The following is a 22,789-nucleotide window of genomic DNA, read 5'->3' on the forward strand; positions in this document are numbered from 1 at the left end:
TCCGCGGCTTCAACTCCTGGAGCCCGCATGAAGCCCCCACCGCTGCTCGTCAAGGCCGCCGCCATCGGCGCGATCGCCATCCTGTTGTCCGTGGCCCTGGCCCGCATCGGCGACCTGGTCGATGAACGCCAGCGGCGCCTCGCCGAGGCCGAACTGAACGTCGAGCAGAGCCAGGCCGGCCGCCAGACGCTGGCCGGCCCGCTGCTGCGCATGCGCTGCACCGAAGCCTGGGACGTGCAGTACGGCAGCGGCCCCGCCGCCCGCAGCGGCACCGAGAAGCGCGAGTTCATCGTCACCAGCGTGCCGGCCAAGCTCGACGTCGTCGCGACCGCGACGATGGAGCCGCGCTACCGCGGCCTCTTCAAGGTCAACACCTACGGCCTGCATGCCGAGATGGAAGCCACCTGGGCGCCGGTGCGCCCGCCGCTGCGGCACGCGAATGCGCGGCTGCAGTGCGACACGCCGACGCTGCAGGTCGAGGTGGCCGATCCGCGCGGCATCCGGCGCGCCGACCTGCGTGTCGGCAGCGACCTGCTGGCCGTGCAGCCGGGCACTGGCGACGAGAAGAACCCGCAAGGCTTCCAGGCGCGCTTGCCCGAAGGCTGGTTGCGCGCCGACGTGCCGCCGGTCGTGAAGCTGTCGCTCGACCTGGCCGGCACCAGCGCGCTGGGCTGGGTGCCGCTGGCGCGCGAGAACCATGTGCAGCTGTCGTCGAACTGGCCGCATCCGTCGTTCGGCGGGCGATTCCTGCCGACACGGCGCGACGTGCGCAAGAACGGCTTCGACGCCACCTGGGACGTCTCCGCACTCGCCACTGGCATCGCGACCGGCCTGTCGAGCGAGGACACCGCGGCGGCGCTGGTGCCGCTGACCGCTTCGGCGGCCGCGGTCGTCGATGACAGCCGCGAGAAGCGGCCGTCGGAGTCCTTCGACGTGTCCTTCATCGACCCGGTGAACCCTTACTCGCTGAGCGACCGCGCGATCAAGTACGGCCTGCTCTTCATCGGCCTCACCTTCGTCGCGGTCGCGATGGTCGAGCTGCTGCTGCGCCGCCGCGTGCACCCGGTGCAGTACCTGCTCGTGGGCTGCGCGATCAGCATCTTCTTCCTGCTGTTGCTGGCGCTTTCCGAGCACGTCGCCTTCGCGCTGTCGTACGCCATCGCGGCCAGCGCCTGTGCCGGGCTGCTCACCTTCTATGGCCGCCACATGCTGGGCGGCTGGGGCGCCGGCGCGCTGTTCGGTGCCGGCATCGCCGGCCTGTACGGCGCGTTGTACGTGCTGCTGCAGATGGAGCAAAGCTCGCTGCTCACCGGCGCGGTGCTGCTGTTCTGCGTGCTCGCGGGCGTGATGGTGGCGACCCGGCGGCTCGACTGGCACGGCCTGGCCGACACAAACTTGCAACAAGTGGAAGCGCCTTAGCGCAACAACTTGGCAGCGGAGCGCGGTCGGCGCGGCGTCCGCGCCACCCAGGCAGTCGTACCATGCCGCACCATGAATGTGCTCAGCTTCGACAGCTTCGGTGCGCCGGATGTATTGCGCTATCGCCCGCATCCCGACCCGACGCCGGGGCCGGCCCAGGCCCTGGTGCGCACGCGCGCCATCGGCCTGAACTTCGCCGACGTCTATCGGCGCAAGGGCACCTACCACCTGGCCGGCTCGCCGCCGTACATCGCCGGCTATGAAGGCGCCGGCGAGATCGTCGGTGCGCCGGCCGGCAGCGGCTTTGCGGCCGGCGACCGCGTCGGCTTCGCCGACATGCCGTTCGCCAACGCCGAGCTGGTGGCGGTCGATCTCGCGAAGCTGATCCCTCTGCCCGACGACATCGGCTTCGACACCGCGGCCGCCGTGCTGCTGCAGGGCCTCACCGCGCAGTACCTGGTGCGCGACAGCCATGCGCTGAAGCCTGGCGAGCGGGTGCTGGTGCATGCCGCGGCCGGCGGCGTCGGCGGGTTGCTGGTGCAACTGTGCAAGGCGCTCGGCGCGCGCGTGATCGGGCTCACGTCCAGCGAGGCCAAGGCCGCGCAGGCGCGCGAGGCCGGTGCCGATGCGGTCGAGCTGTATTCGCAGGACTGGGTCGCCGCCGCGCAGGCCTTCGCGCCGGGCGGCGTCGACGTGGTCTACGACTCGGTCGGGTCCACGCTGGCCCAGAGCTTTGCCGCGACGCGCACCGGCGGCCACGTCGTCTTCTACGGCATGGCCGGCGGCGAGCCGCCACCGGTCGACCCGCGCATGCTGATGGACACCTCGAAGTCGCTCACCGGCGGCGACCTGTGGAACGTGCTGACCAGCGCCGACGAGCGCCGCAGCCGCGCCGGCGAGCTGTTCGGCTGGGTGCGCAGCGGCCGGCTGCGCGTGCCGGTCGACTCGCGCTTCGCGCTGGCCGACGGCGCCCAGGCGCATGCCCGCCTCGAGAGCCGTGCCTCGACCGGCAAGGTCCTGCTGATTCCCTGAGCGGGCCGTCACGATGCGCGAGATCACCTACGACTACATCGTCTGCGGCGCCGGCACCGCGGGCTGCCTGCTGGCCAACCGGCTGAGTGCCGACCCGACCAAGAGCGTGCTGCTGATCGAGGCCGGCGGCAACGACGACTACCTGTGGATCCACATCCCGGTCGGCTACCTGTACTGCATCGGCAACCCGCGCACCGACTGGCTGTTCCAGACCGATGAAGACCCGGGCCTGAACGGCCGCTCGCTGCGCTACCCGCGCGGCAAGGTGCTGGGCGGCAGCTCCAGCATCAACGGCATGATCTACATGCGCGGCCAGGCACGCGACTACGACCAGTGGGGCGCGCTCGGCAACCCCGGCTGGAGCTGGCGCGAATGCCTGCCGTTCTTCAAGCAGCACGAAGACTTCCACAAGGGCGCCGACGAGTTCCATGCCGCGCCCGGCTTCGACCGCAGCGGCCAGCGCGCCGGCGGCGAATGGCGCGTCGAGAAGCAGCGGCTGCGCTGGGAGATCCTCGACGCATTCGCGCAGGCGGCGCAGCAGGCCGGTATCCCGCACAGCAACGATTTCAACCGCGGCGACAACGAGGGCGTCGGCTACTTCGACGTCAACCAGCGCAGCGGCATCCGCTGGAATGCCGCCAAGGCCTTCCTGCGGCCGGCGCTGCGCCGGCCGAACCTGCAGGTGTGGACCGGCGCGCAGATCGCCCGGCTGCTGATCGAACCCGGGCCGAGCGACGGCTCGTGGGATGGCGTGCCGGAGGCGAACGGCGTCGAGGTGATCCCGCAAGGCGGCGGCGAGCGCGTGCGCGCCCGCGCGGCGCGCGAGGTCATCCTGTGCACCGGCGCGGTCGGCACGCCGCAGCTGTTGCAGCTGTCCGGCATCGGCCCGCGCGCGCTGCTGCAGCAGCATGGCGTGATGGTGATGCGCGATGCCCCCGGCGTCGGCGGCAACCTGCAGGACCACCTGCAGATCCGCGCCGTCTACGAGGTCGACGGCGTGCGCACGCTGAACGCGATGGCGAACTCGCTGTGGGGCAAGGCGATGATCGGTGCCGAGTACCTGCTGCGCCGCAGCGGCCCGATGAGCATGGCGCCGTCGCAGCTCGGCGCGTTCACGCGCAGCGACCCGTCGCAGCCGCACGCCAACCTGCAGTACCACGTGCAGCCGCTGTCGCTCGACGCGTTCGGCCAGCCGCTGCACCGCTTCAACGCGTTCACCGCCAGCGTCTGCAACCTGAACCCGACCAGCCGCGGGCGCATCGACATCCGCAGCGCCGACGCCGCCACCGCGCCGTCGATCCGCGCCAACTACCTCAGCACCGACGAAGACCGCCGCATCGCGGCCGGCTCGCTGCGCGTCACGCGCCACATCGTCGCGCAGCCGGCGCTCGCGCCCTACCACCCGAAGGAGGTCCGGCCCGGCGTGCAGTTCCAGAGCGACGACGAGCTCGCGCGGCTGGCCGGCGACATCGGCACCACCATCTTCCACCCGGTGGGCACCGCGAAGATGGGGCCGGCCAGCGACCCGGACGCGGTCGTCGATGCGCAACTGCGCGTGCACGGCGTCAAGCGGCTGCGCGTGGTCGATGCCAGCGTGATGCCCACCATCACCAGCGGCAACACGAATGCGCCGACGCTGATGCTCGCCGAGCGCGCCGCCCACTGGATCCGCTCGGAAGCGACCGGCACGTGACGCTCGCCCTCGCCATCAACGCCTGCGTGAACCTGATCGTCGGCTGGGCGCTGCTGCTCGCTTGGCGCAGCGACCGCGCGCAGATGTTCTCGCGCGACCTCGGCTGGGCCTTCGCGAGCCAGGCGATGATCCCCGCCGCCTACCTGATGCAGGCGCAGAACCACGGCGCCGTCGCCGCGCTGGGCACGGTCGTGATCGTCGGCGTGTCGGCGCTGTACCTGACGCTGCTGCTGCTGGGCAGCGCCCGCCTGGCCGGCCGCACGCCGACGCGCGTGCAGGGCTTCGCGCTCGGCGCGGTGCTGCTGCTGGTCGCCGCGCTGCTGGTGCCGCTGAACGTGCAGGCGGCACAGGCGGTCAGCGCGAGCCTGCATGTCGCGGCCGGCGTGGTTGCGACCGTCTGGCTGTGGCGGCAGGGCGGCTCGGAGCGCCTCGCCGGGCTGCTGCTGATGCTGCTCGGCATCAACCAGTTCACCTTCGTGTTCTGGGGCGCGGCCGGCATCACGGTGCAGGCCACGGTGGCGGCGATGCTGCGGCTGACGCTCGGCTTGGCGTTGCTGCATGCCGCGGTGCGCCGCTCGCACGAGGAATCGGGGCGGCTGCGCGACCGCTTCCTGCAGCTCACCGAGCATTCGCACCAGGGTGTCGCGGTGGTGCGCGGCGAGGACCTGCTGTATGCCAACCCGGCGCTGCTGAAGATCTACGGGCTGGGCTCGCTGACCGAGGTGCTGACGCTGTGGCGCGAGGCCACGATGCCGCCCGAGGAACGCGAGCAGGCGCGCGACCGCCACCGCAAGATCATCGCCGGCGAGTTGACGCAGGCCAGCTGGCAGGGGATGCGCTACCGCTTCGACGGCACGCCGATCCAGCTGCGCTTCAGCGCCTGGCGCATCGACTGGGACGGTCGCCCGGCCGAGCAGGTGGTGGTCAGCGACGAGACCGCGCAGCACGACGCCGCGCAGGCGATGCTGTACCAGGCGACGCACGACGAGCTGACCGGGCTGCCGAACCGCGTCGCGCTGCTGCAGCGGCTGCGCGACCTGTGCGCGGCCGAGCTGCCGACACCGTTCGCGCTGGTGCTGATGGACGTCGACCGCTTCAAGCTCTTCAACGAGGCGCACGGCCCGTCGATCGGCGACGCGGTGCTGCGCTCGCTGTCGGCGGCGTTGCAGAAGGCCCTGGCGGGACGCGCCGAGGTGATGCGCCTCGGCGAGGACGAGTTCGCGCTGCTCGCGCCCGGCAGCGAGAGCGACCGCACCGCGCACAGCGTCGCGCAGGCGGTGCGCCAGATGTTGATGCAGCCGCTCGCGCTGCCGCAGCATGAGTTCTTCCTCGATGTCTCGATGGGCATGGCGACCTACCCCGCCACCGCGCGCGAGCCGGAGGCGCTGCTGCGCGCGGCCAATGCCGCGATGCACGAGGCCAAGCGCACGCCCGGCACCTCGGTGCAGTTCGCCGAGGAGCGCTTCGAGCGCGGCTCGGGGGCGTCGCTCGATGCCGAGCAGGCGCTGCGTGCCGGCATGAAGAACGACGAGTTCTGCCTGGTCTACCAGCCCAAGGTCGATGCGCAGAACAAGATGCTGGTCGGCTTCGAGGCGCTGGTGCGCTGGGACCGGCCGGGGCTCGGGCGCATCAGCCCGATGGAGTTCATCCCGGCGGCCGAGCGCACCGGGCTGATCGGCCCGCTGGGCAACCTGATCCTGACGCAGGCCTGCCAGCAGATCTCGGAGTGGCGCGGGGCGTTCGGCAAGATGGTGCCGGTGGCGGTGAACGTGTCGCCGCTGCAGCTGCTCGACCCGGGCTTCCCGGAGCTGGTGCTGCGCACGCTGCGGCACTTCGACGTGCCGCCGGCCTTGCTGACGCTCGAGATCACCGAGAGCGCGGCGGTGACCTACATGGAGCAGGCCCGCGAGCAGATCCGGCAGATGCGGGCGCACGGCATCGAGGTCGCGCTGGACGACTTCGGCACCGGCTTCTCGTCGCTGAACATGCTGCGCAGCCTGCCGCTGCGCACCGTGAAGATCGACCGCAGCCTGATCGACCCGATGCCGGCACCCGATGCGACGGCAGTCGTCAAGGCGATCTGCGACCTGGCGTCAGCGCTGCGCCTGGACGTGGTGGCCGAAGGTGTCGAGACGCGTGAGCACGCGCGGGCCGCCACCGCGGCCGGCTGCGACGTGCTGCAAGGCTACCTGTACGCCCGCCCGCTGTCCCCCGCCGACGCCGCGCGCTGGCTGGGCGAAATGCGCAGCCCGGATGCCAATCCGGGACCTGTCGCCATCACGCCACCTCAGGCACCCAGTCAGAGCTTGTAGTCGAGCGACACCGCGACCGTGCGCGGCGCGCCGTAGATCGCTCCGTAAGCCAGCCCGGTGACGTACTTCTTGTCGAACACGTTGTTGACGTTCAAGCGCACGGTGGCGGCCGGGGTCAGTTCATACGCGGCGAACGCGTTGGCCACCAGATAGGCCTCCTGCTTCGCGCTGCCGATCTTGCTGACCTCCGACTGCCAGCGGCCGCCCGCGCCCACGCGCAGCGCCGGCAGCATCGGCACGCGGGTGTCGGCGCGGAAGTTGACGGTGTTGCGAGGCACCCATTCGTAGATGTCGTTGCCGTCCGGGCCGGTCAGGATCAGGCGGGTGTAGCCGAAGGTCAGCCGGGTGTCCTTCGCGATGCGGCCGGTGGCTTCGAACTCGAAGCCCTTGGACTTCACGTCCTTGCCTTCGAACCAGTCCTGTCCGTTGAGCGGGCTGTTCTCGTCGGTGATGGTGCCGGCATAGGTCGCCAGGCCGTCCTGCTTCGCGCTGAACACCGCGAAGGTCGTCAGCAGCGCCTTGTCCAGCCACTCGGCCTTCACGCCGACCTCGGTGTTGACGCCCTTCATCGGGTCGAGGTACTTGCCGTTGATGTCGGTCTGGTCCTGGTTCTGGAAGATGTCCGAGTACGACACGTAGCCGAGCACATCGGGCGTGAAGTCATAGGTCAGGCCGACGTAGGGGCTCGTTTCCTTCGTGACGGGGTAGTCGGTGTTGGTGGCGGTGCTGCCGTAGATCGAGGCACCCTCGCGTGCGAGGCGGACGGCATTCACGCCGAAGACGCCTTTCAGCGAATCGGTGAGTGCGATGTGCGAGGCCGCGTACAGGCGGGTCAGCTTCTGCTCGCCGCGCGTGCTGGGCAGGCGCGGGCCCCAGGCCGGCTCGGCATACACGTCGCCGCCATACGGGAAGGCCGGCAGCGGGTCGGCAGCGTGGGTCAGCGGCTCGTGGCTGTCGACGGCGGTTTTCTCCCGCGACTGGCTCAGGCCGACCAGCAGGCTGTGCTTGCGTCCGAAGGCCGAGAACTCGCCGTTGAGGTTGATGTCCAGCACGTGGTTGTCCGAGCTGCCCTCGCTGCGATAGGGCAGACCGACCAGGCCGGTGTTGTCCGGGTTCAGCACGCCACTGAGCGAGTAGGCATACAGCAGGCGCGTCGATTCGTTGCCGTGGCGGTAGTTGTAGGTCGCCTTGGCTTCCCAGTCGGGCGTCAGGTGGTGGGCGTACTCGACGAAGGCGTTGTACGACTTGTTGTTCCAGTAGGTCCAGTTCTGCGAGGTGGACGAACCGACGTCGAAGTCGGCCTGCGTGCCGTCGGAGCGCAGCAGTGTCAGCGAGCCCCACATCGGCGAGTCCTGCTTGGCGTCGACGGCGGTGACGCCCAGCGTCAGCACGCCGTCGGTGCCGATCTGGCCGTCGACCACGCCGTAGAGGGACGTGCGCTCGTTGTGCAGGTCGCGGATCCAGGAGTCCTTGTCCTCATGGGCGACGACGAAGCGGCCGGCCCAGGAGCCGTCTTCGGCCAGCACCTTGTTGTAGTCCAGCGCGACGCGCTTCAGGCCGTAGGAGCCGAACGACACGTTGGCCTCGCCGCCGTCCTCGTTCTTCGGGCGCTTGCGGATGTAGTTGATCGTGCCCGATGCGTTGCCGACACCGGTCAGCAGCCCGTTGGCGCCGCGGATCAGCTCGATGCGCTCGAACAGGAAGGTGTCCTCGCGGCCGACGACCGTGCCCCACGAATTGGTCATGCCCAGGCCGTCGACCTGCGTCAGCTGGATCTCGAAGCCGCGCGCATTGAAGGTCGCGCGGTTGGTTTCGTACTGCTCGACGTTGATGCCGGTGGCCAGGCCCAGCGCTTCATTGCTGCCGGTCAGGCCGAAATCGGCCATCTCGCCCTGGTCGATGGTGCTGATGGTCTGCGGCGTTTCCTTCACGTCCATCGGCAGGCCGGTGGCGCCCTTCGAGACGCGGTGGGCGCGCTTGCCGGTCACGGAGACCTTGTCGAGGGTGGCTTCTTGCGGTTTGGCTTCTTGCGCACGGGCATCGCCCAGGGCCACGCAGGCCGCGAACGCGCAGGCCGTCATCAGGAATGGTTGCTTCACTGCTACTTCTCCAACGTTGAGATCGAATTGCGTTTCGCCGCCGGCTCTTTCCAGGCAGGGGTCGACCACGCGGTCCGATGGCGGACGCGTTCTGCGTTGGATGGCGGGTGGGTTCGGCCGGCGAGATCCGTCCCAGGCTCGAGGCGGGACGATCGCCGGCGTGCGGCTAGAGGCGGTGGGCCGTGGCTCCCATGCGCCGAGTTTACGGGCGAATAGGAATCGTTCTCAACAAGTCGCTCTGAAAATCCGAGGGATGTCGGGTTCGCGCGACGCGGGCCGGAGAGGCCCGGCTTCGATTCAGTCTGCTTCCGGACGCACCAGCAGCACCGGCACCGGCGAGCTGCGCAGGATCTGCTCGGCATCGCTGCCCAGCAGCCAGCGCCCGACACCGCGGCGGCCGTGCGTGCCGACCACGACCGCGTCGGCGTGCCAGGAGCCGATCTCGTCGACCACCACATCGGCCAGCCGGCGCTGCAGGGTCTCGAACAGCGCGACCTCGGCGGCCACGCCCGCCGCATCGGCGCGCGCCTTGCCTTGGGCCAGCACCTCGTTGCCGGCGCTCTTCAAGACGCTGGCCACGTCGCCCGCATAGCCGCCGAAGCCGGTCGCGAAGCTGAGTTCATCGACCATGTGGACCAGCCGCAGCGTCGCGCCGGTTAGCTTGGCGAGGCGGATCGCCTCGTCGAGCCCGCGGGTGGAGGTGGCACTGCCGTCGATCGGGACGAGGATGCGTTGGTACATGCGCGCCATCTTGCCCCAGCCCCGATACCCGAGCGGCGCACGCAAGTTCATGCGCACAACGCAAACCGCAGATCGACCGGCGATTTCCTTCGTTCGCCGCGCGCAGTCCGCCGACCACACTGCCGGCCACGATGTCCCAGGTCCTCCCGTTGTCCCGCCATGCCGATGCGCATGAGCGAATCTCTGCCGCCACCGCCACCCTCGTCCAGCAGCTCGCCGCCACCGCGGTCGAGCGTGACCGGGCCGGTGGCCATGCCGCCACCGAGCGTGAACACATCCGCGCGAGCGGCCTGCTGACCCTGACGATCCCGCGCGAGCTCGGCGGCCTTGGCGCCGACTGGCCCACCTTCTTCGGTGTGCTGCGCCAGCTCGCGCAGGCCGACAGCGCGCTCGCCCACCTGTTCGGCTTCCACCACCTGCAGCTCGCCGGCGTGCTGCTGTACGGCAACGCCGACCAGCAGCGCACGCTGCTGCGCCGCACCGTCGACGAGCAGTTGTTCTGGGGCAATGCGCTGAACCCGCTCGACAAGCGCGCGGTCGCCCGCGACGTCGACGGTGGCTTCGTGATCGACGGCATCAAGAGCTTCGCGTCCGGCTCGGTGGGCTCCGACCAGCTGACGATCTCCGCCTGGCACGAGCCGACGCAGACGGCGCTGATCGCTGCGCTGCCGACGCGCCGCGACGGCGTCAGCGTGCAGGCCGACTGGGATGCCTTCGGCCAACGCCAGACCGACAGCGGAAACGTCGCGTTCAACGCGGTCCGCATCTCGCACGACGAGGTGCTGCAGGCGCCCGGCGTCGTGCCCGGCGTGCGCGCGACGCTGCGCTCGCAGGTGGCGCAGCTGATCATGGCGAACCTCTACCTCGGCATCGGTCTGGGCGCGTTCGACGAGGCCCGGCACTACACCCGCGAGTCGAGCAAGCCGTGGTTCGCGTCCGGTGTCGCGCAGGCCGGCGACGACCCGTTCATCCAGCACCGCTACGGCGAGCTGTGGCTGCTGCTGCGCCCTGCGATCGCCTTGGCCGACGCAGCAGCGCTCCGGCTCGACCAGGCGCTGCGCCAGGGCCCGGCACTGACGGCGGCCGAGCGCGGCGAGGTCGCGATCGCGGTGGCCGAGGCGAAGGTGTTGTCGCACCGCGCCGGCATCGAGGTCAGCTCGCAGCTCTTCGAGCTGACCGGCGCACGCTCCACCTCGCAGCGCTTCGGCCTCGACCGCTTCTGGCGCAACGCGCGCGTGCACACGCTGCACGACCCGGTCGACTACAAGCTGCGCGACATCGGTCGCTACGTGCTGAGCGGGCAGATTCCCGAGCCGACCGCCTACTCGTGATCGCGATGAGCAACATCCAGAACCTCGACCCCGGCCTGCCGCCGCCGCTCATCCGCCTCGACGGATTGAGCAAGCGCTTCGCGCTGCCCAACGGCACCCGCTTCGACGCGGTGAAGAACGTCTCGCTGCAGGTGCGCCAGGGCGACATCTTCGGGCTGGTCGGCAAGAGCGGCGCCGGCAAGTCGACGCTGCTGCGGCTGATCAACCTGCTCGAGCGGCCCGACCACGGCAGCGTCACCGTCGACGGCCGCGAGCTGACGGCGCTGGGCAAGCGCGAGCTGCGCGAGGCGCGGCAAGGCATCGGCATGATCTTCCAGCAGTTCAACCTGCTGCAGAACGCCAGCGTGTTCGACAACGTCGCGTTCCCGCTGCGCATCCATGGCCGCTGGCGCGCGGCCGAGATCGCGCAGCGCGTGCATGAATGCCTCGCGCTGGTGGACCTGGCGGAGAAGGTCGATGCGCATCCGGCCCAGCTGTCGGGCGGCCAGAAGCAGCGCGTCGCGATCGCCCGCGCGCTGGCCTCGCGGCCGTCGGTGCTGTTGTGCGACGAACCGACCTCCGCCCTCGATGCCGAGACCACGCAGTCGCTGCTGGCCACGCTGCGCGACATCAACGCCCGGCTCGGCGTCACCATCGTGATCGTCACGCACGAGTTGGCGGTGGTGCACACGCTGTGCCGCCACGTCGCGGTGATCGAAGACGGCGCGGTGGCCGAGCAGTTCGCGCTGGCCGAGACCGGCGCCGCGCGCAAGACCGTGCTCGGCCGCACACTCGCCCGGCTGGTGGCCGCGCCGCCGCAAGACGAGGCGGTGGCGTATGCCTGAGAACATCATCGCCATCCTCCCCGAGCTGGGCACCGCGCTCGGCCAGACGCTGCTGATGCTGGTCATCGGCCTGTCGGCCGCGCTGCTGCTCGGCGGGCCGCTCGGCATCTGGCTGTTCCTGCTCGGGCCCGGCCAGTCGCTCGCCAACCGGCCGGTGTTCGCAGTCGTCAACTGGCTGGTGAACACCGTGCGCTCGTTCCCGTTCATCATCCTGCTGGTCGCGCTGGTGCCCTTCACCCGCGTGATCGCCGGCACCTCGATCGGGCCGGTGGCCGCCGCGGTGCCGCTGTCGTTCGCCGCGATCCCGTACTTCGCGCGCCTGGTCGAGCAGAACCTGCGCGACGTGCCGCGCGGCGTGATCGAGGCGGCGCATGCGATGGGCGCCTCCGAGCTGCAGATCATCTGGCGCGTGCTGATCGTCGAGGCGCGCTCGGGCCTGGTGCTCGCGCTGACGGTGCTCGCGATCAGCTTCCTGTCGTACTCCGCCGTGGCCGGCGTGGTCGGCGGCGGCGGCATCGGCGACCTCGCGATCCGCTACGGCTACTACCGCTTCCAGACCGACGTGATGGTGTTCACCGTCGCGATCCTGATCGTGCTGGTACAGGCGATCCAGCTGGTGGGCAACACCATCGCGCGCCGGCTCGACAAGCGCTGAGTTTCATTTCCCAAGGAGTACCCCCCATGTCCCTCGCCCGACGCACGCTGCTCGCCGTCGCACTCTCCGCCGTCGCGCTGGTCGCGGCCGCCCAGCAGAAGAAGGAGATCGTGTTCGGCGCCACCGCCGGCCCGTACGCCGACCAGATCAAGCTCGGCATCAAGCCGCTGCTCGAGAAGAAGGGCTACGTCGTGAAGGTCGTCGAGTTCAACGACTACATCCAGCCGAACCATGCGCTGGCCCAGGGCGCGCTCGACGCGAACGCGTTCCAGCACATCGTCTACCTGACGAAGTTCGCGACCGAGAACAAGCTCGCGATCAGCGAGCTGCTGAAGGTGCCGACCGCGCCGATCGCGATCTACAGCCGCAAGCACAAGACGCTGGACGTGAAGGAAGGCGCCGTCGTCGCGCTGCCGAACGACCCGACCAACGCGGCGCGCGCGCTGGTCGTGCTGCAGGAGATCGGCTGGGTCAAGCTGCGCGAGGGCACCGACCCGATCCGCGCGTCGGAGAAGGACGTGGCCGTCAACATCAAGAAGATCAAGCTGGTGCCGATCGAGGCCGCGCAGCTGCCGCGCTCGCTCGACGACACCGACTACTCGTTCGTCAACGGCAACTTCGCGCTCGCGTCCGGCCTGAAGCTGACGGAGGCGCTCGCGCTCGAGAAGACCGGCCCGACCTACCAGAACGTGGTGGCCGTGCGCACCGCGGACAAGGACACGCCGTGGGTCCGCGACATCGCCGAGGCCTACCGCTCGAAAGAGTTCCTGGCCATCACCGAAACGAAGTTCGCCGGCTTCGTGAAGACCGACTACCAGCAGGCACTCGCAAGCAAGTGATCCGCTTCAACGCCTTCCAGATGAACACGGTCGGGCACCAGTCGCCCGGGCTGTGGACGCACCCACGCGACCGCTCGCACCGCTACACCGACCCGGACCACTGGATCGAGCTCGCGAAGCTGCTGGAGCGCGGCCGCTTCGACGGCGTGTTCCTGGCCGACGTGCTCGGCGTCTACGACGTGTACCAGGGCGCCGCCGATGCCGCGCTGCGCCACGGCGTGCAGGTGCCGCTGAACGACCCGCTCGCGCTGGTGCCGCTGATGGCGCAGGCGACGCAGCACCTCGGCTTCGGTGTGACCTGCGCGCTGACCTACGAGCACCCCTATCCGTTCGCGCGCCGCATCAGCACGCTCGACCACCTGACGCGCGGCCGCATCGGCTGGAACATCGTCACCGGCTACCTCGACAGCGCGGCGCGCAACCTGGGCCTGCCGCAGCAGGCGGCGCACGACGACCGCTACGACGTGGCCGACGAGTACCTGGAGGTCGTCTACAAGCTGTGGGAGCACAGCTGGCAGGACGACGCGGTGGTGCGCGACAAGGCGCGTGGCGTCTTCACCGACCCGGCCCGCGTGCACCCGATCCGCCACCGCGGCGAGCACTACCAGGTGCCCGGCATCCACCTGTGCGAGCCCTCGCCGCAGCGCACGCCGGTGCTGTACCAGGCCGGCGCCTCGCCGCGCGGCAAGGCCTTCGCGGCGCGCCACGCCGAGTGCGTGTTCGTCAGCGGGCCGAGCGTCGCGGTGGTGCGCAAGTATGTCGACGGCATCCGCGCGGCCTTGGTGGCCCAGGGCCGGCCGGCGAACGACGTGCTGATCTATGCGCAGGCGCTGATCATCACCGGCAAAAACGAAGCCGCCGCGAAGGCGAAGCACGCCGAGTACCGCGAGCACATCGACCTCGAAGCCTCGCTCGCGCTGCTGTCGGGCTGGACCGGCGTCGACTTCAGCCGCTTCGCACCGGACGCGACGGTCGAGTACATCGACACCGAAGCCGGCCGCAGCGCGCTCGCGTCGTTCAACCAGGCCGACCCGACACGGGTCTGGACGGTGCAGGAGGCTGCGCAGTTCATCGGCCTCGGCGGCCGCGGGCCGGTGATCGTCGGCGATGCGGTGCAGGTGGCCGACGAGCTGGAGCGCTGGGTCGAGGCGACCGGTGTCGACGGCTTCAACCTCGCGTACGCGGTGGCGCATGAATCGATGCGCGACGTCGTCGAGCATGTCGTGCCCGAGCTGCAGAAGCGAGGCCGCTACCGCCGCGAGTACGCCGGCGGCACGCTGCGCGAGCAGCTGTTCGGGCGCGGCCCGCGGCTCGGCCGGCAGCATGCGGCGCACCAGGTGCGCATCGACGCGCCGCAGGCCGCCGCCTGAATTCCCTTCTCGAAAGTCTTGCCATGAAACGCCGTACTGCCCTGAAAGCCGCCGCCGCCGTGCTGGCCGCCCCTGCCCTCGCGCGCGCCGCCGATGCGAAGGAGCTGCGCCTCGACTACGCGTACTACTCGCCGTCCAGCCTGGTGCTGCGCCGCTTCGGCTGGCTCGAAGAAGATTTCAAGCGCGACGGCGTCAACGTCAAGTGGGTGCTGAGCGCCGGCAGCAACCGCGCGCTGGAGTACCTGAACAGCAACAGCATCGACATCGGCTCCGGCGCCGGGCTGGCAGCGCTGCTTGCCAAGGCCAACGGCAACCCGATCCGCACGCCCTACATCTTCTCGCGCCCGGAATGGACCGCGCTGGTCGTGCCCAAGGGCTCGCCGATCAAGTCGCTGGCCGACCTGAAGGGCAGGAAGGTCGCGGCCACCAAGGGCACCGACCCGTACCTGTTCCTGCTGCGCGCGCTGCACAGCGTGGGCCTGAAGCGCAGCGACATCGAGCATGTCGCGCTGCAGCATGCCGACGGCCGCACCGCACTCGAGCAAGGCCGCGTCGACGCCTGGGCCGGGCTGGATCCGCTGATGGCGGCCAGCGAGCTGGATGCCGGCTCGACGCTGCTGTACCGCAACGTCGCGTTCAACACCTACGGCTTCCTGAACGTGCGCGAGGACGTGCTGGCGCAGCGCCCGAACGACGTGAAGCGCGTGATCGCGGCCTACGAGCGCGCGCGGCTGTGGATCCTCGCGAACCAGAGCGAGGCCGCGAAGATCCTGTCCGACGAGGCCAAGGTCAGCCTGCAGGTCGCGCTGCTGCAGATCAAGCTGCGCACCGACTTCAGCAACCCGCAGCCGTCGGCCGAGCATGTGAAGGCCTTGCAGGCGGCGGCACCGATCCTGCTCGACGAGCAGCTGGTCAAGCCGGGGACGGACCTGAATCGCACGATCACCGAGCTGGTCGACACCCGCTTCGCGACCGGCGTGATCCAGCGTGCCGCCTGAACCGTCGCTGGCGGCTGCGCCGGCACCGTCCGCGGTGCAGCGCTCGCGAAGAAAACGCCGCTGGCGCCTGCCGGTCGGCATCGTGCTGCCGGCGGTGGTGCTCGGCGCGATCGAACTCGCGGCCGCGCTAGGCTGGTCCGGCAGCCGCGCGCTGCCGCCGCCCAGCGAGGTGCTGCGCACGCTGATCGGCCTGGGCGGGCAGGCCCTCGGGCTGCATGTGCTGGCCAGCACCGGCCGCGTCGCCGCGGGCTTCGCGCTCGGCAGCGGGCTGGCGCTCGCAGCCGGCTCGGCGGTCGGCCTGTCGCAGCGCGTGTCGGCCTGGCTCGATCCGAGCGTGCAAGGCTTGCGCGCGATCCCGTCGCTCGCCTGGGTGCCGCTGCTGCTGCTGTGGCTGGGCATAGCCGAGACGCCGAAGATCGTGCTGATCGCGATCGGCGCGTTCTTCCCGGTCTACCTCGGCGTGGCCTCGGGCTTTCGGGGCGTCGACCGCAAGCTGGTCGAGGTTGGCAGGCTGTTCGGCTTCTCGCCGCTGGTGCTGGTGCGGCGCGTGCTGCTGCCGGCCGCGCTGCCGTCGGTGCTGACCGGGCTGCGCAACGGCCTCGGCCTCGCGTGGATGTTCATGGTGGCCGCCGAGCTGATTGCCGCGAGCAACGGCCTGGGCTACCTGCTGACCGATGGCCGCGAGACCGGCCGCGCCGACATCGTGCTCGCCGCGATCGCGCTGCTGGCGCTGCTGGGCAAGCTGAGCGACGGCGCGATGCGCGCGCTGGAGCGCCGGCTGCTGGTGTGGCGCGACGGCTTCGAGCCGTCACCCTGATCCCCCTGTTTCCCTTCACCCCCATCGACCATGACCTTCCATCGCCGTACCCTGCTGTTGTCCTCCCTGCTCCTCATCGCCGCGGCCGCGCCAGCCGCCGCGCAGGAGACGATCAAGATCGCCGTCACCGCCGGCCCGCACGCGCAGATCGCCGAGGAGGCGAAGAAGGTCGCCGAGCGCGACGGGCTGAAGCTGCAGATTGTCGAGTTCAACGACTACATCCAGCCGAATGCCGCGCTCGACGCCGGCGACGTGCAGGCCAACAGCTACCAGCACCTGCCGTTCCTGCAGTCGCAGATCCAGGCGCGCGGCTACAAGATCAGCGCCGTCGGCAACACGGTGACCTTTCCGATGGGCTTCTATTCGAAGAAATACAAGTCGCTGGCCGAGCTGCCGCCGGGCGCGAAGGTCGGCATCCAGAACGACCCGTCGAACAGCGGCCGCGCGCTCGCGCTGCTGCAGAAGTACGGCGTCATCAAGCTGAAGCCGGGCGCCGGCATCAGCGCGACGGTGCAGGACGTGGCCGAGAACCCGAAGAAGCTCCAGATCGTGCAGATCGAGGCGGCGCAGCTGCCGCGCTCGCTCGACGACCTGGACGCGAGCGCGATCAACACCAACTACGCGGTGCAGGCCAAGCTGGTGCCCACGCGCGACGCGATCGCGATCGAGGACCCGAAGAACCCGTACGCCAACCTGCTGGCGGTGCGCACCGAAGACAAGGACAAGCCCTGGGTCGCGAAGCTGGTGAAGGCCTTCCAATCGCCCGAGGTGAAGCAGCTGGTCGAGTCGACGTTCAGCGGCTCGATGGTGCCGGCCTTCTGAGGCGGATTGTCGAGACGGAGGGTCCGGGGGGCTGACTTCGGGGCCGCACAGTGATACTGTGCGGGCGCGTCCGTTGGAGGCCCGCCATGCCCGATACCACCGCCGACACGATCGAACTCGTTCCCTACGATGCCCGCTGGCCTGCGCTGTTCAAGGCCGAGCAGCAGGCGATCCGCGCCGCGTTGGGGCCGGACATCGAGGCCAGCATCGTGCACATCGGCAGCACCGCGGTGCCGGGCCTGCCGGCCAAGCCGATCATCGACATCCTGCTGATCGCGCCGGTGACGGTGCAGTGGCCGTCGTTCATCGAGCCGCTCGAAGGCCTGGGTTACGCGTTCTGGCCCGACAACCCGCGGCGCGACCGCATGTTCTTCGTGAAGGGCATGCCGCCCTATGGCACAGGCCGCACCCACCATGTGCACGTGCGCATGCCGGCCGATGCGCAGGCCGAGTTGCGGTTTCGCGACCAGCTGCGCGCCCACCCTGAGCTGGCCGCGCAGTACGTGGAGGTGAAGCGTGCCCTCGCCGCGCGCTACCGCGACGACCGCGAGGCCTACACCGAAGGCAAGTCGCGCTTCATCCGCGAGCTGCTCGCCGCCGCCTGCGTCGACGGCGCATGAAATGGCTGCGGGGGGTGCACGCCGGGCGTGAGGTCTTCGGGCTGCTGCAAGGCGACGAGGTGGTCGTCCACCGCGGTGACTTGTTCGATTCCCCTTCCCCGACCGGCGAGCGGCTGCCGCTGGCCGGCCTCGACTGGCTGACGCCGTGCCGGCCGTCGAAGATGATCGCGCTGTGGAACAACTTCGCCGCGGCGGCCGAGAAGAACGGCTGGTCGCGGCCGGCCGAGCCGCTGTACTTCCTGAAGGCGCCGAGCAGCTTTGCCGCGCACGGCCAGGCGATCCCGGTGCCGAACCCGGAGGTCGGCCGCGTGGCCTACGAGGGCGAGCTGGCGATCGTGATCGGCCGCCGCGCGAAGGCGGTGCCGGTCGACCAAGCCCCGTCGCACATCTTCGGCTACAGCTGCGCCAACGACGTGACCGCGATGGAGCTGATCGCGCGCGACCCGAGCTTCGCGCAGTGGGCGCGCGCGAAGAGCTTCGACGGCTTCGGCGTGTTCGGCCCGGTGATCGAGACCGAGTTCGATGTGGCCGCCGCGACGCTGCGCACGACCGTCGGCGGCCGCGAGCGCCAGAACTACCCGCTCGCCGACATGTTCTTCACGCCGGTCGAACTGGTGTCTCGCCTGTCGCACGACATGACGCTGGAGCCGGGCGACGTGATCCTGTGCGGCACCTCGCTCGGCGTGCTGCCGATGAAACCGGGCACGGCGGTCGAGGTGACGATCGACGGCATCGGCACGCTGGCCAACGTCTACGGGGCCGGCTGAGTCGACGGCAGGGGCTGAAGCGCCTTCTTCATGAAGTAGCGCGCGAAGCCCGGCGGGTAGTCGTCGATCTGGCCGAAGCAGGCGTAGCCGAGCTTCTCGTAGAAGCCGCGCGCCTGGAACTCGAAGGTGTCGAGCCAGGCGCCGATGCAGCCGCGCTCGATCGCCTCGCGCTCGGCGCGCTGCATGATCTGCGTGCCCAAGCCCTGGCCGCGCGCATCGGCCGGCACCACGAGCAGCTGGATGTACAGCCACTGGAAGCTGGTGTAGCCCCAGGCGCCGCCGGCGACCTGGCCCTGGTTGTCGTGCACCAGCACCGCGAGCGGCCGCTTGCCGCTGGCACCGGCCTGCGACAGGTTGTACTCGACCAGCGGCGCGAGGATCGCCTCGCGCAGTGCCTCGTCGTCGGACTCGGTGAGTGTCAGCGCGTAGGGCGTCGGCATCGGGTGTTCAGAGCATCTTGCGGTAGATGAGGAAGCCGGTGTTCGTCGCGACCCCGTCGTACAGCGTCCTTGCGGTCGCGTTGGTCTCGTGCGTCATCCAGTAGACGCGGCTGGACCCACCCGCGGCGGCACGCTCGTAGACGCCCTCGATCAGCGCTCGGCCGACGCCGCGCCCGCGTGAGGCGGTGGTCGTGAACAGGTCCTGCAGGTAGCAGGTCGGCCCGAGCAGCGTCGTGCTGCGGTGGAACAGGTAGTGCGTCAGGCCCAGCAACTCGCTGCCGCGCGCGGCCACCAGCGCGTGCACCGGTTCGTAGGCATCGAAGAAGCGCGACCAGGTGGCCTGCGTGATCTCGTCGGGCAGCGCTGTCGCGCCCTCGCGGCCGTAGAACGCGTTGTAGCCGTCCCAGAGCGGCTTCCAGGCAGCGAAGTCGTCGCGCGCGACGGGGCGGATCGTGAAGTCGGGTTTCATCGCGGGGCCCAGGTCAGGCAGCGGACACGGCGCGGTGCTTGCGCACCAGCCGCACGAGGGTGTTCCAGGCGCGCGTCGTCAACGGCGAGCCCAGGCGCTTCTCAAGAAAGGCGTTCGGGCTGCCCGGCGAGGCGCCGAGTTTGCGGCTGAGGCTCAGCACCTCGGCGGGCGTCACCGCGATCAGCTCGACGTCGCCGCGTGCGGACGCGAGCGGCAGCATCGGCGGCACCACATCCGGCGAGTGCAGGAAGGACACGCAGAACTCGTAGACGCTCGCGCGGTCGATGCCGGCGAACGGGTCGGTGTCGACCAGTGCGGCCAGGTAGTCGACGGTGCGCACGAAGGCGGGCTCCTTCAAGCCGCAGCGGGCGTTGAGCAACGCATGCGCCCGATCGAACACCTGCCTGGCTTCGTCGAGCGACGAAGCCGCATAGACCAGCGTGCCGTTGGTCAGAAACGAGGCGGCGCTGACGGCGCCCGCGTCCAGGAAGGCGGCTTCGAGCTGCAGCTTCGTCGGGCAGTTCGTCCGCCCGAGGTTCATGTTGCGGAAGAAGACGGCGAAGTCCATGCCTCGCGCGGGCCGCGCCTACTTGACCCGGTCGCCGTAGGTCACCGCGGTGACCTTGCCGGCCTGCAGCCGCAGCGTCGTGATGAACTGCCCGTAGCCGGGGTTGTAGGTCCACTCGTCGACCTTCTCGCACGGCAGCACGACGGCGGTGCCGGACGCGCCGGCGGCGATGGCCTGCGGATCGACCGGCTTGCAGAACGAATCCCGGGCGATGGGCTCACCGCATTTCTGCAGCACGCCGGAGCGCGGCTCGCCGATGCCGATGGTGTTGGAACTGCAGCGCAGCGATTGGGCGCCGGCCGATGCGGACAGGCCCAGCAGCAGCAGCGGCAGGGCGAATGACGACTTCATGATTTCTCCTTGTGGTCCGCAGGGGTGACTCAAGCGGGCGAAACCGCGAGTTTGCCCGCCTGCTGCGCCAGCGTCTGCGCCAACAGCCCTGCCACCGCGTACACCGCCTCGATGTTCGGCGCCGGCGTCTGCGTGATCTGCGCGAGCTCGACCACCGAGCCCACCAGCGCCTGCAGCTCCAGCGCGCGGCCGTGCTCCACGTCCTGCAGCATCGAGGTCTTGTGCGCGCCCACCGCCTCGGCACCGGCGATGCGCTTGTCGAGCGAGATCTTGAACTCCACGCCGAGCTTCTCGCCGATCGCCTGCGCCTCGGTCATCATCCGCGCGGCGAGCTGCCGCGTCGCCGGGAAGCGGCAGATGTCCTGCAGCGTCGCGTGCGTCAGCGCGCTGATCGGGTTGAAGCTCAGGTTGCCCCACAGCTTGACCCAGATCTCGCCGCGGATGTCCTTCGACACCGGCGACTTGAAGCCGGCCCGCATCATCGCCTGCGACAGCGCCTCGATGCGCTCGCTGCGAGAACCGTCGAGCTCGCCGAGCGTGAAGCGGTTGCCCTCGACCACCCGCACCACGCCCGGCTCGACCAGCTCCGAGGCCGGGTAGACGATGCCGCCGATCACGCGCTCCGGCTCGATGTGCGCGCCGATCACGCCGCCCGGGTCGACGCTCTCGAGCGAGCGCCCTTCGTACGGCCCGGCCAGCTTGTGGAAGTACCACCACGGCAGCCCGTTGATCATCGTGACCACCAGCGTGTGCGGGCCGAACAGCTCGCGCAGCTCGGGCAGCACGTCTTTCACCTGGTGCGCCTTCAGCGTCAGCAGCACCACGTCCTGCGGGCCGGCATCGGCCATGCGCTGCACGGCGCGCAGGTTGCGCGCGACCTGCTCGCGGCCGTCTTCCTCGATCAGCTTGAAGCCGTTCGCGTTGATGGCCGCCAGGTTGCGGTTGCGGGCGATGAAGGTGACCTCTTCGCCGGCCAGTGCCAGCCGGGCCCCCAGGTAGCCGCCGATGGCGCCGGCGCCGACGATCGCGAATTTCAAGGCATCTCCTTCAAGGATGTTCTCCGACCGGTGCGGTCCCGCGGGCGTGTGCCCAGGCACGGGCCCGCTGCACCGCCGGCCACAGCAGGATCACCAGCGCCAACGCCGTGATGCCGCCCACCAGCGGGTTCGACCAGAAGATCGAGAGTTTGCCCTGGGACGCGAGCATCGACTGCCGGAAGCTCGCCTCGGCCATGTCGCCCAGCACCAGCGCCAGCACCATCGGCGCGAGCGGGTAGCGCAGCTTCTTGAAGACGTAGCCGACGACGCCGAACACCAGCATCATCACCACGTCGAACATCGAGCTGTGCACGGTGTACGCGCCGATCGCGCAGATCACGATGATCACCGGCGCGATCACCGAGAACGGGATGCGCAGGATCGCCGCCCACCACGGCACCGTCGTCAGCACGACGATCAGCCCGACCAGGTTGCCGAGGTACATCGACGCGATCAGCCCCCAGACGAAATCCTTCTGCTCGATGAACAGCATCGGCCCCGGCTGCAGCCCCCAGATCAGCAGGCCGCCGAGCAGCACCGCCGCGGTCGGCGAGCCGGGGATGCCCAGCGTCAGCATCGGCAGCAGCGCCGAGGTGCCGGCCGCATGCGCCGCGGTCTCGGGCGCGATCACGCCCTGGATCTGCCCCTTGCCGAAGCTCTGCGGGTCGTCGGACATGCGCCGCGCCATGCCGTAGCTCATGAACGAGGCCGGCGTCGCGCCGCCCGGCGTGATGCCCATCCAGCAGCCGATGGCCGTCGAGCGCAGGAAGGTCTTCCAGTGCCGCGCGAGTTCGCCCCAGGTCTGCCACACCACCTTGAAGTTGATCTTCGCGCTCTTGCCCTTGAAGGCCAGGCCCTCCTCCATCGTCAGCAGGATCTCGCCGATGCCGAACAGCCCGATCACCGCGATCAGGAAGTCGAAGCCCTTCAGCAGCTCGGGCACGCCGAAGGTCATGCGCAGCTGGCCGGTCACGCTGTCCATGCCGACGGCGGCGAGCGCGAAGCCGAGCATCATCGACGCGATGGTCTTGGCCGGCGGTTCCTTGCTGGTGCCGACGAAGCTGCAGAAGGTGAGCAGCTGCACCGCGAAGAACTCGGGTGGGCCGAACTTCAGCGCGAACTTCGCGAGCAGCGGCGCGAGGAAGGTGATCAGCAGCACGGCGAACAGCGCGCCGACGAACGACGAGGTGAATGCCGCCGTCAGCGCCTGCGCCGCGCGGCCCTGCTGGGCCATCGGGTAGCCGTCGAAGGTGGTGGCCACCGACCACGGCTCGCCGGGGATGTTGAACAGGATCGAAGTGATCGCCCCGCCGAACAGCGCGCCCCAGTAGATGCACGACAGCATGATGATGGCCGACGTGGGGTTCATCGAGAAGGTCAGCGGCAGCAGGATCGCGACGCCGTTAGCCCCGCCGAGGCCGGGCAGCACGCCGATCAGCACGCCCAGCGTCAGCCCGATCAGCATGAAGCCGAGGTTGGGCAGCGTGAGGGCCACGCCGAAGCCGTGCATCAGGTTGGTGATTTCTTCCATGCGCTTCTCTCCCTGTGGGTTCTTGTGTGCGCGGGCGGAGGAACTTCTACAGCC

At 69.8% G+C, this 22,789-nt stretch carries 22 protein-coding genes; 14 read left to right on the forward strand and 8 right to left on the reverse strand.

The window, feature by feature from the left end; all coding sequences use genetic code 11:
* Positions 1-27: 27 nt before the first annotated feature.
* The 4 genes from creD (at position 28) to BUE42_RS21215 (ending at position 6,456) form a co-directional block, all read left to right on the forward strand.
* Positions 28-1,419, forward strand: a complete 1,392-nt coding sequence (gene creD / locus BUE42_RS21200; RefSeq protein WP_073467285.1) for a cell envelope integrity protein CreD — start codon at positions 28-30, stop codon at positions 1,417-1,419.
* Between the two features lie 72 nt (positions 1,420-1,491).
* A complete protein-coding gene (locus tag BUE42_RS21205) occupies positions 1,492-2,451 on the forward strand; it encodes a quinone oxidoreductase family protein (RefSeq protein WP_073467286.1) in 960 nt (319 codons plus the stop codon).
* 13 nt (positions 2,452-2,464) lie between these two features.
* Positions 2,465-4,144 (forward strand): GMC family oxidoreductase, encoded by a 1,680-nt coding sequence (locus BUE42_RS21210; RefSeq protein ID WP_073467287.1) that lies wholly within the window; start codon positions 2,465-2,467, stop codon positions 4,142-4,144.
* Positions 4,141-6,456, forward strand: coding sequence for a putative bifunctional diguanylate cyclase/phosphodiesterase (locus BUE42_RS21215; RefSeq protein WP_073467288.1), 2,316 nt, complete (start codon positions 4,141-4,143; stop codon positions 6,454-6,456). Before BUE42_RS21210 ends, BUE42_RS21215 begins: the two co-directional genes overlap by 4 nt.
* On the opposite strand, the gene BUE42_RS21220 is transcribed toward BUE42_RS21215, so the two are convergent.
* Together BUE42_RS21220 and BUE42_RS21225 are read right to left on the reverse strand one after the other, a co-directional pair.
* Positions 6,444-8,555 carry a TonB-dependent siderophore receptor gene (locus BUE42_RS21220; RefSeq protein WP_073467289.1) on the reverse strand — a complete coding sequence of 704 codons (2,112 nt, stop codon included), beginning with the start codon at positions 8,553-8,555 and terminating at the stop codon, positions 6,444-6,446. The two genes, BUE42_RS21215 and BUE42_RS21220, sit on opposite strands and share 13 nt — an antisense overlap.
* A gap of 297 nt (positions 8,556-8,852) precedes the next feature.
* Complete coding sequence (locus BUE42_RS21225) at positions 8,853-9,296, reverse strand: universal stress protein (RefSeq protein ID WP_073467347.1); 444 nt, start codon at positions 9,294-9,296, stop codon at positions 8,853-8,855.
* 131 nt (positions 9,297-9,427) lie between these two features.
* On the opposite strand from BUE42_RS21225, the gene BUE42_RS21230 reads away from it, so the two are divergent.
* The 10 genes from BUE42_RS21230 (at position 9,428) to BUE42_RS21275 (ending at position 18,339) form a co-directional block, all read left to right on the forward strand.
* Complete coding sequence (locus tag BUE42_RS21230) at positions 9,428-10,627, forward strand: acyl-CoA dehydrogenase family protein (RefSeq protein WP_073467290.1); 1,200 nt, start codon at positions 9,428-9,430, stop codon at positions 10,625-10,627.
* 5 nt (positions 10,628-10,632) lie between these two features.
* Entirely contained in the window at positions 10,633-11,451 is an 819-nt protein-coding gene (locus BUE42_RS21235) for a methionine ABC transporter ATP-binding protein (protein ID WP_073467348.1), read from the forward strand.
* Positions 11,444-12,106, forward strand: coding sequence for a methionine ABC transporter permease (locus BUE42_RS21240; RefSeq protein WP_073467291.1), 663 nt, complete (start codon positions 11,444-11,446; stop codon positions 12,104-12,106). Before BUE42_RS21235 ends, BUE42_RS21240 begins: the two co-directional genes overlap by 8 nt.
* A 26-nt stretch (positions 12,107-12,132) precedes the next feature.
* The gene (locus BUE42_RS21245) at positions 12,133-12,945 is read left to right on the forward strand and encodes a MetQ/NlpA family ABC transporter substrate-binding protein (RefSeq protein ID WP_073467292.1); all 813 of its coding nucleotides are present in this window, start codon (positions 12,133-12,135) and stop codon (positions 12,943-12,945) included.
* A 20-nt stretch (positions 12,946-12,965) separates the two neighbouring features.
* The gene (locus tag BUE42_RS21250; RefSeq protein WP_073467349.1) at positions 12,966-14,315 is read left to right on the forward strand and encodes an LLM class flavin-dependent oxidoreductase; all 1,350 of its coding nucleotides are present in this window, start codon (positions 12,966-12,968) and stop codon (positions 14,313-14,315) included.
* 23 nt (positions 14,316-14,338) lie between these two features.
* Entirely contained in the window at positions 14,339-15,313 is a 975-nt protein-coding gene (locus BUE42_RS21255; RefSeq protein WP_073467293.1) for an aliphatic sulfonate ABC transporter substrate-binding protein, read from the forward strand.
* The gene (locus tag BUE42_RS21260) at positions 15,303-16,130 is read left to right on the forward strand and encodes an ABC transporter permease (RefSeq protein ID WP_073467294.1); all 828 of its coding nucleotides are present in this window, start codon (positions 15,303-15,305) and stop codon (positions 16,128-16,130) included. The genes BUE42_RS21255 and BUE42_RS21260 overlap by 11 nt, the downstream gene beginning before the upstream one ends.
* Positions 16,131-16,160: 30 nt before the next feature.
* Positions 16,161-16,952, forward strand: coding sequence for a MetQ/NlpA family ABC transporter substrate-binding protein (locus BUE42_RS21265; RefSeq protein WP_073467295.1), 792 nt, complete (start codon positions 16,161-16,163; stop codon positions 16,950-16,952).
* An 86-nt stretch (positions 16,953-17,038) separates the two neighbouring features.
* Complete coding sequence (locus BUE42_RS21270; RefSeq protein ID WP_073467296.1) at positions 17,039-17,572, forward strand: GrpB family protein; 534 nt, start codon at positions 17,039-17,041, stop codon at positions 17,570-17,572.
* Positions 17,569-18,339 (forward strand): fumarylacetoacetate hydrolase family protein, encoded by a 771-nt coding sequence (locus BUE42_RS21275; protein ID WP_073467297.1) that lies wholly within the window; start codon positions 17,569-17,571, stop codon positions 18,337-18,339. The genes BUE42_RS21270 and BUE42_RS21275 overlap by 4 nt, the downstream gene beginning before the upstream one ends.
* Here the strand turns inward: BUE42_RS21275 and BUE42_RS21280 are convergent.
* The 6 genes from BUE42_RS21280 to BUE42_RS21305 are packed head-to-tail and all read right to left on the reverse strand — an operon-like array spanning position 18,324 to position 22,735.
* A complete protein-coding gene (locus BUE42_RS21280) occupies positions 18,324-18,779 on the reverse strand; it encodes a GNAT family N-acetyltransferase (protein WP_073467298.1) in 456 nt (151 codons plus the stop codon). The two genes, BUE42_RS21275 and BUE42_RS21280, sit on opposite strands and share 16 nt — an antisense overlap.
* A gap of 7 nt (positions 18,780-18,786) precedes the next feature.
* Positions 18,787-19,248 carry a GNAT family N-acetyltransferase gene (locus tag BUE42_RS21285; protein WP_073467299.1) on the reverse strand — a complete coding sequence of 154 codons (462 nt, stop codon included), beginning with the start codon at positions 19,246-19,248 and terminating at the stop codon, positions 18,787-18,789.
* Positions 19,249-19,261: 13 nt separating this feature from the next.
* Positions 19,262-19,816, reverse strand: a complete 555-nt coding sequence (locus tag BUE42_RS21290; RefSeq protein ID WP_073467300.1) for a DUF1697 domain-containing protein — start codon at positions 19,814-19,816, stop codon at positions 19,262-19,264.
* 18 nt (positions 19,817-19,834) lie between these two features.
* Positions 19,835-20,167 (reverse strand): DUF2845 domain-containing protein, encoded by a 333-nt coding sequence (locus BUE42_RS21295; RefSeq protein WP_073467301.1) that lies wholly within the window; start codon positions 20,165-20,167, stop codon positions 19,835-19,837.
* Positions 20,168-20,196: 29 nt separating this feature from the next.
* The gene (locus BUE42_RS21300; RefSeq protein WP_073467302.1) at positions 20,197-21,204 is read right to left on the reverse strand and encodes a 2-dehydropantoate 2-reductase; all 1,008 of its coding nucleotides are present in this window, start codon (positions 21,202-21,204) and stop codon (positions 20,197-20,199) included.
* Positions 21,205-21,214: 10 nt separating this feature from the next.
* Positions 21,215-22,735: a tripartite tricarboxylate transporter permease gene (locus BUE42_RS21305; protein ID WP_073467303.1), complete on the reverse strand. Its 1,521-nt coding sequence runs from the start codon at positions 22,733-22,735 to the stop codon at positions 21,215-21,217.
* Positions 22,736-22,789 lie beyond the last annotated feature (54 nt).

The organism is Rhizobacter sp. OV335 (genome assembly GCF_900142965.1).
GTDB lineage: Bacteria > Pseudomonadota > Gammaproteobacteria > Burkholderiales > Burkholderiaceae_C > Rhizobacter.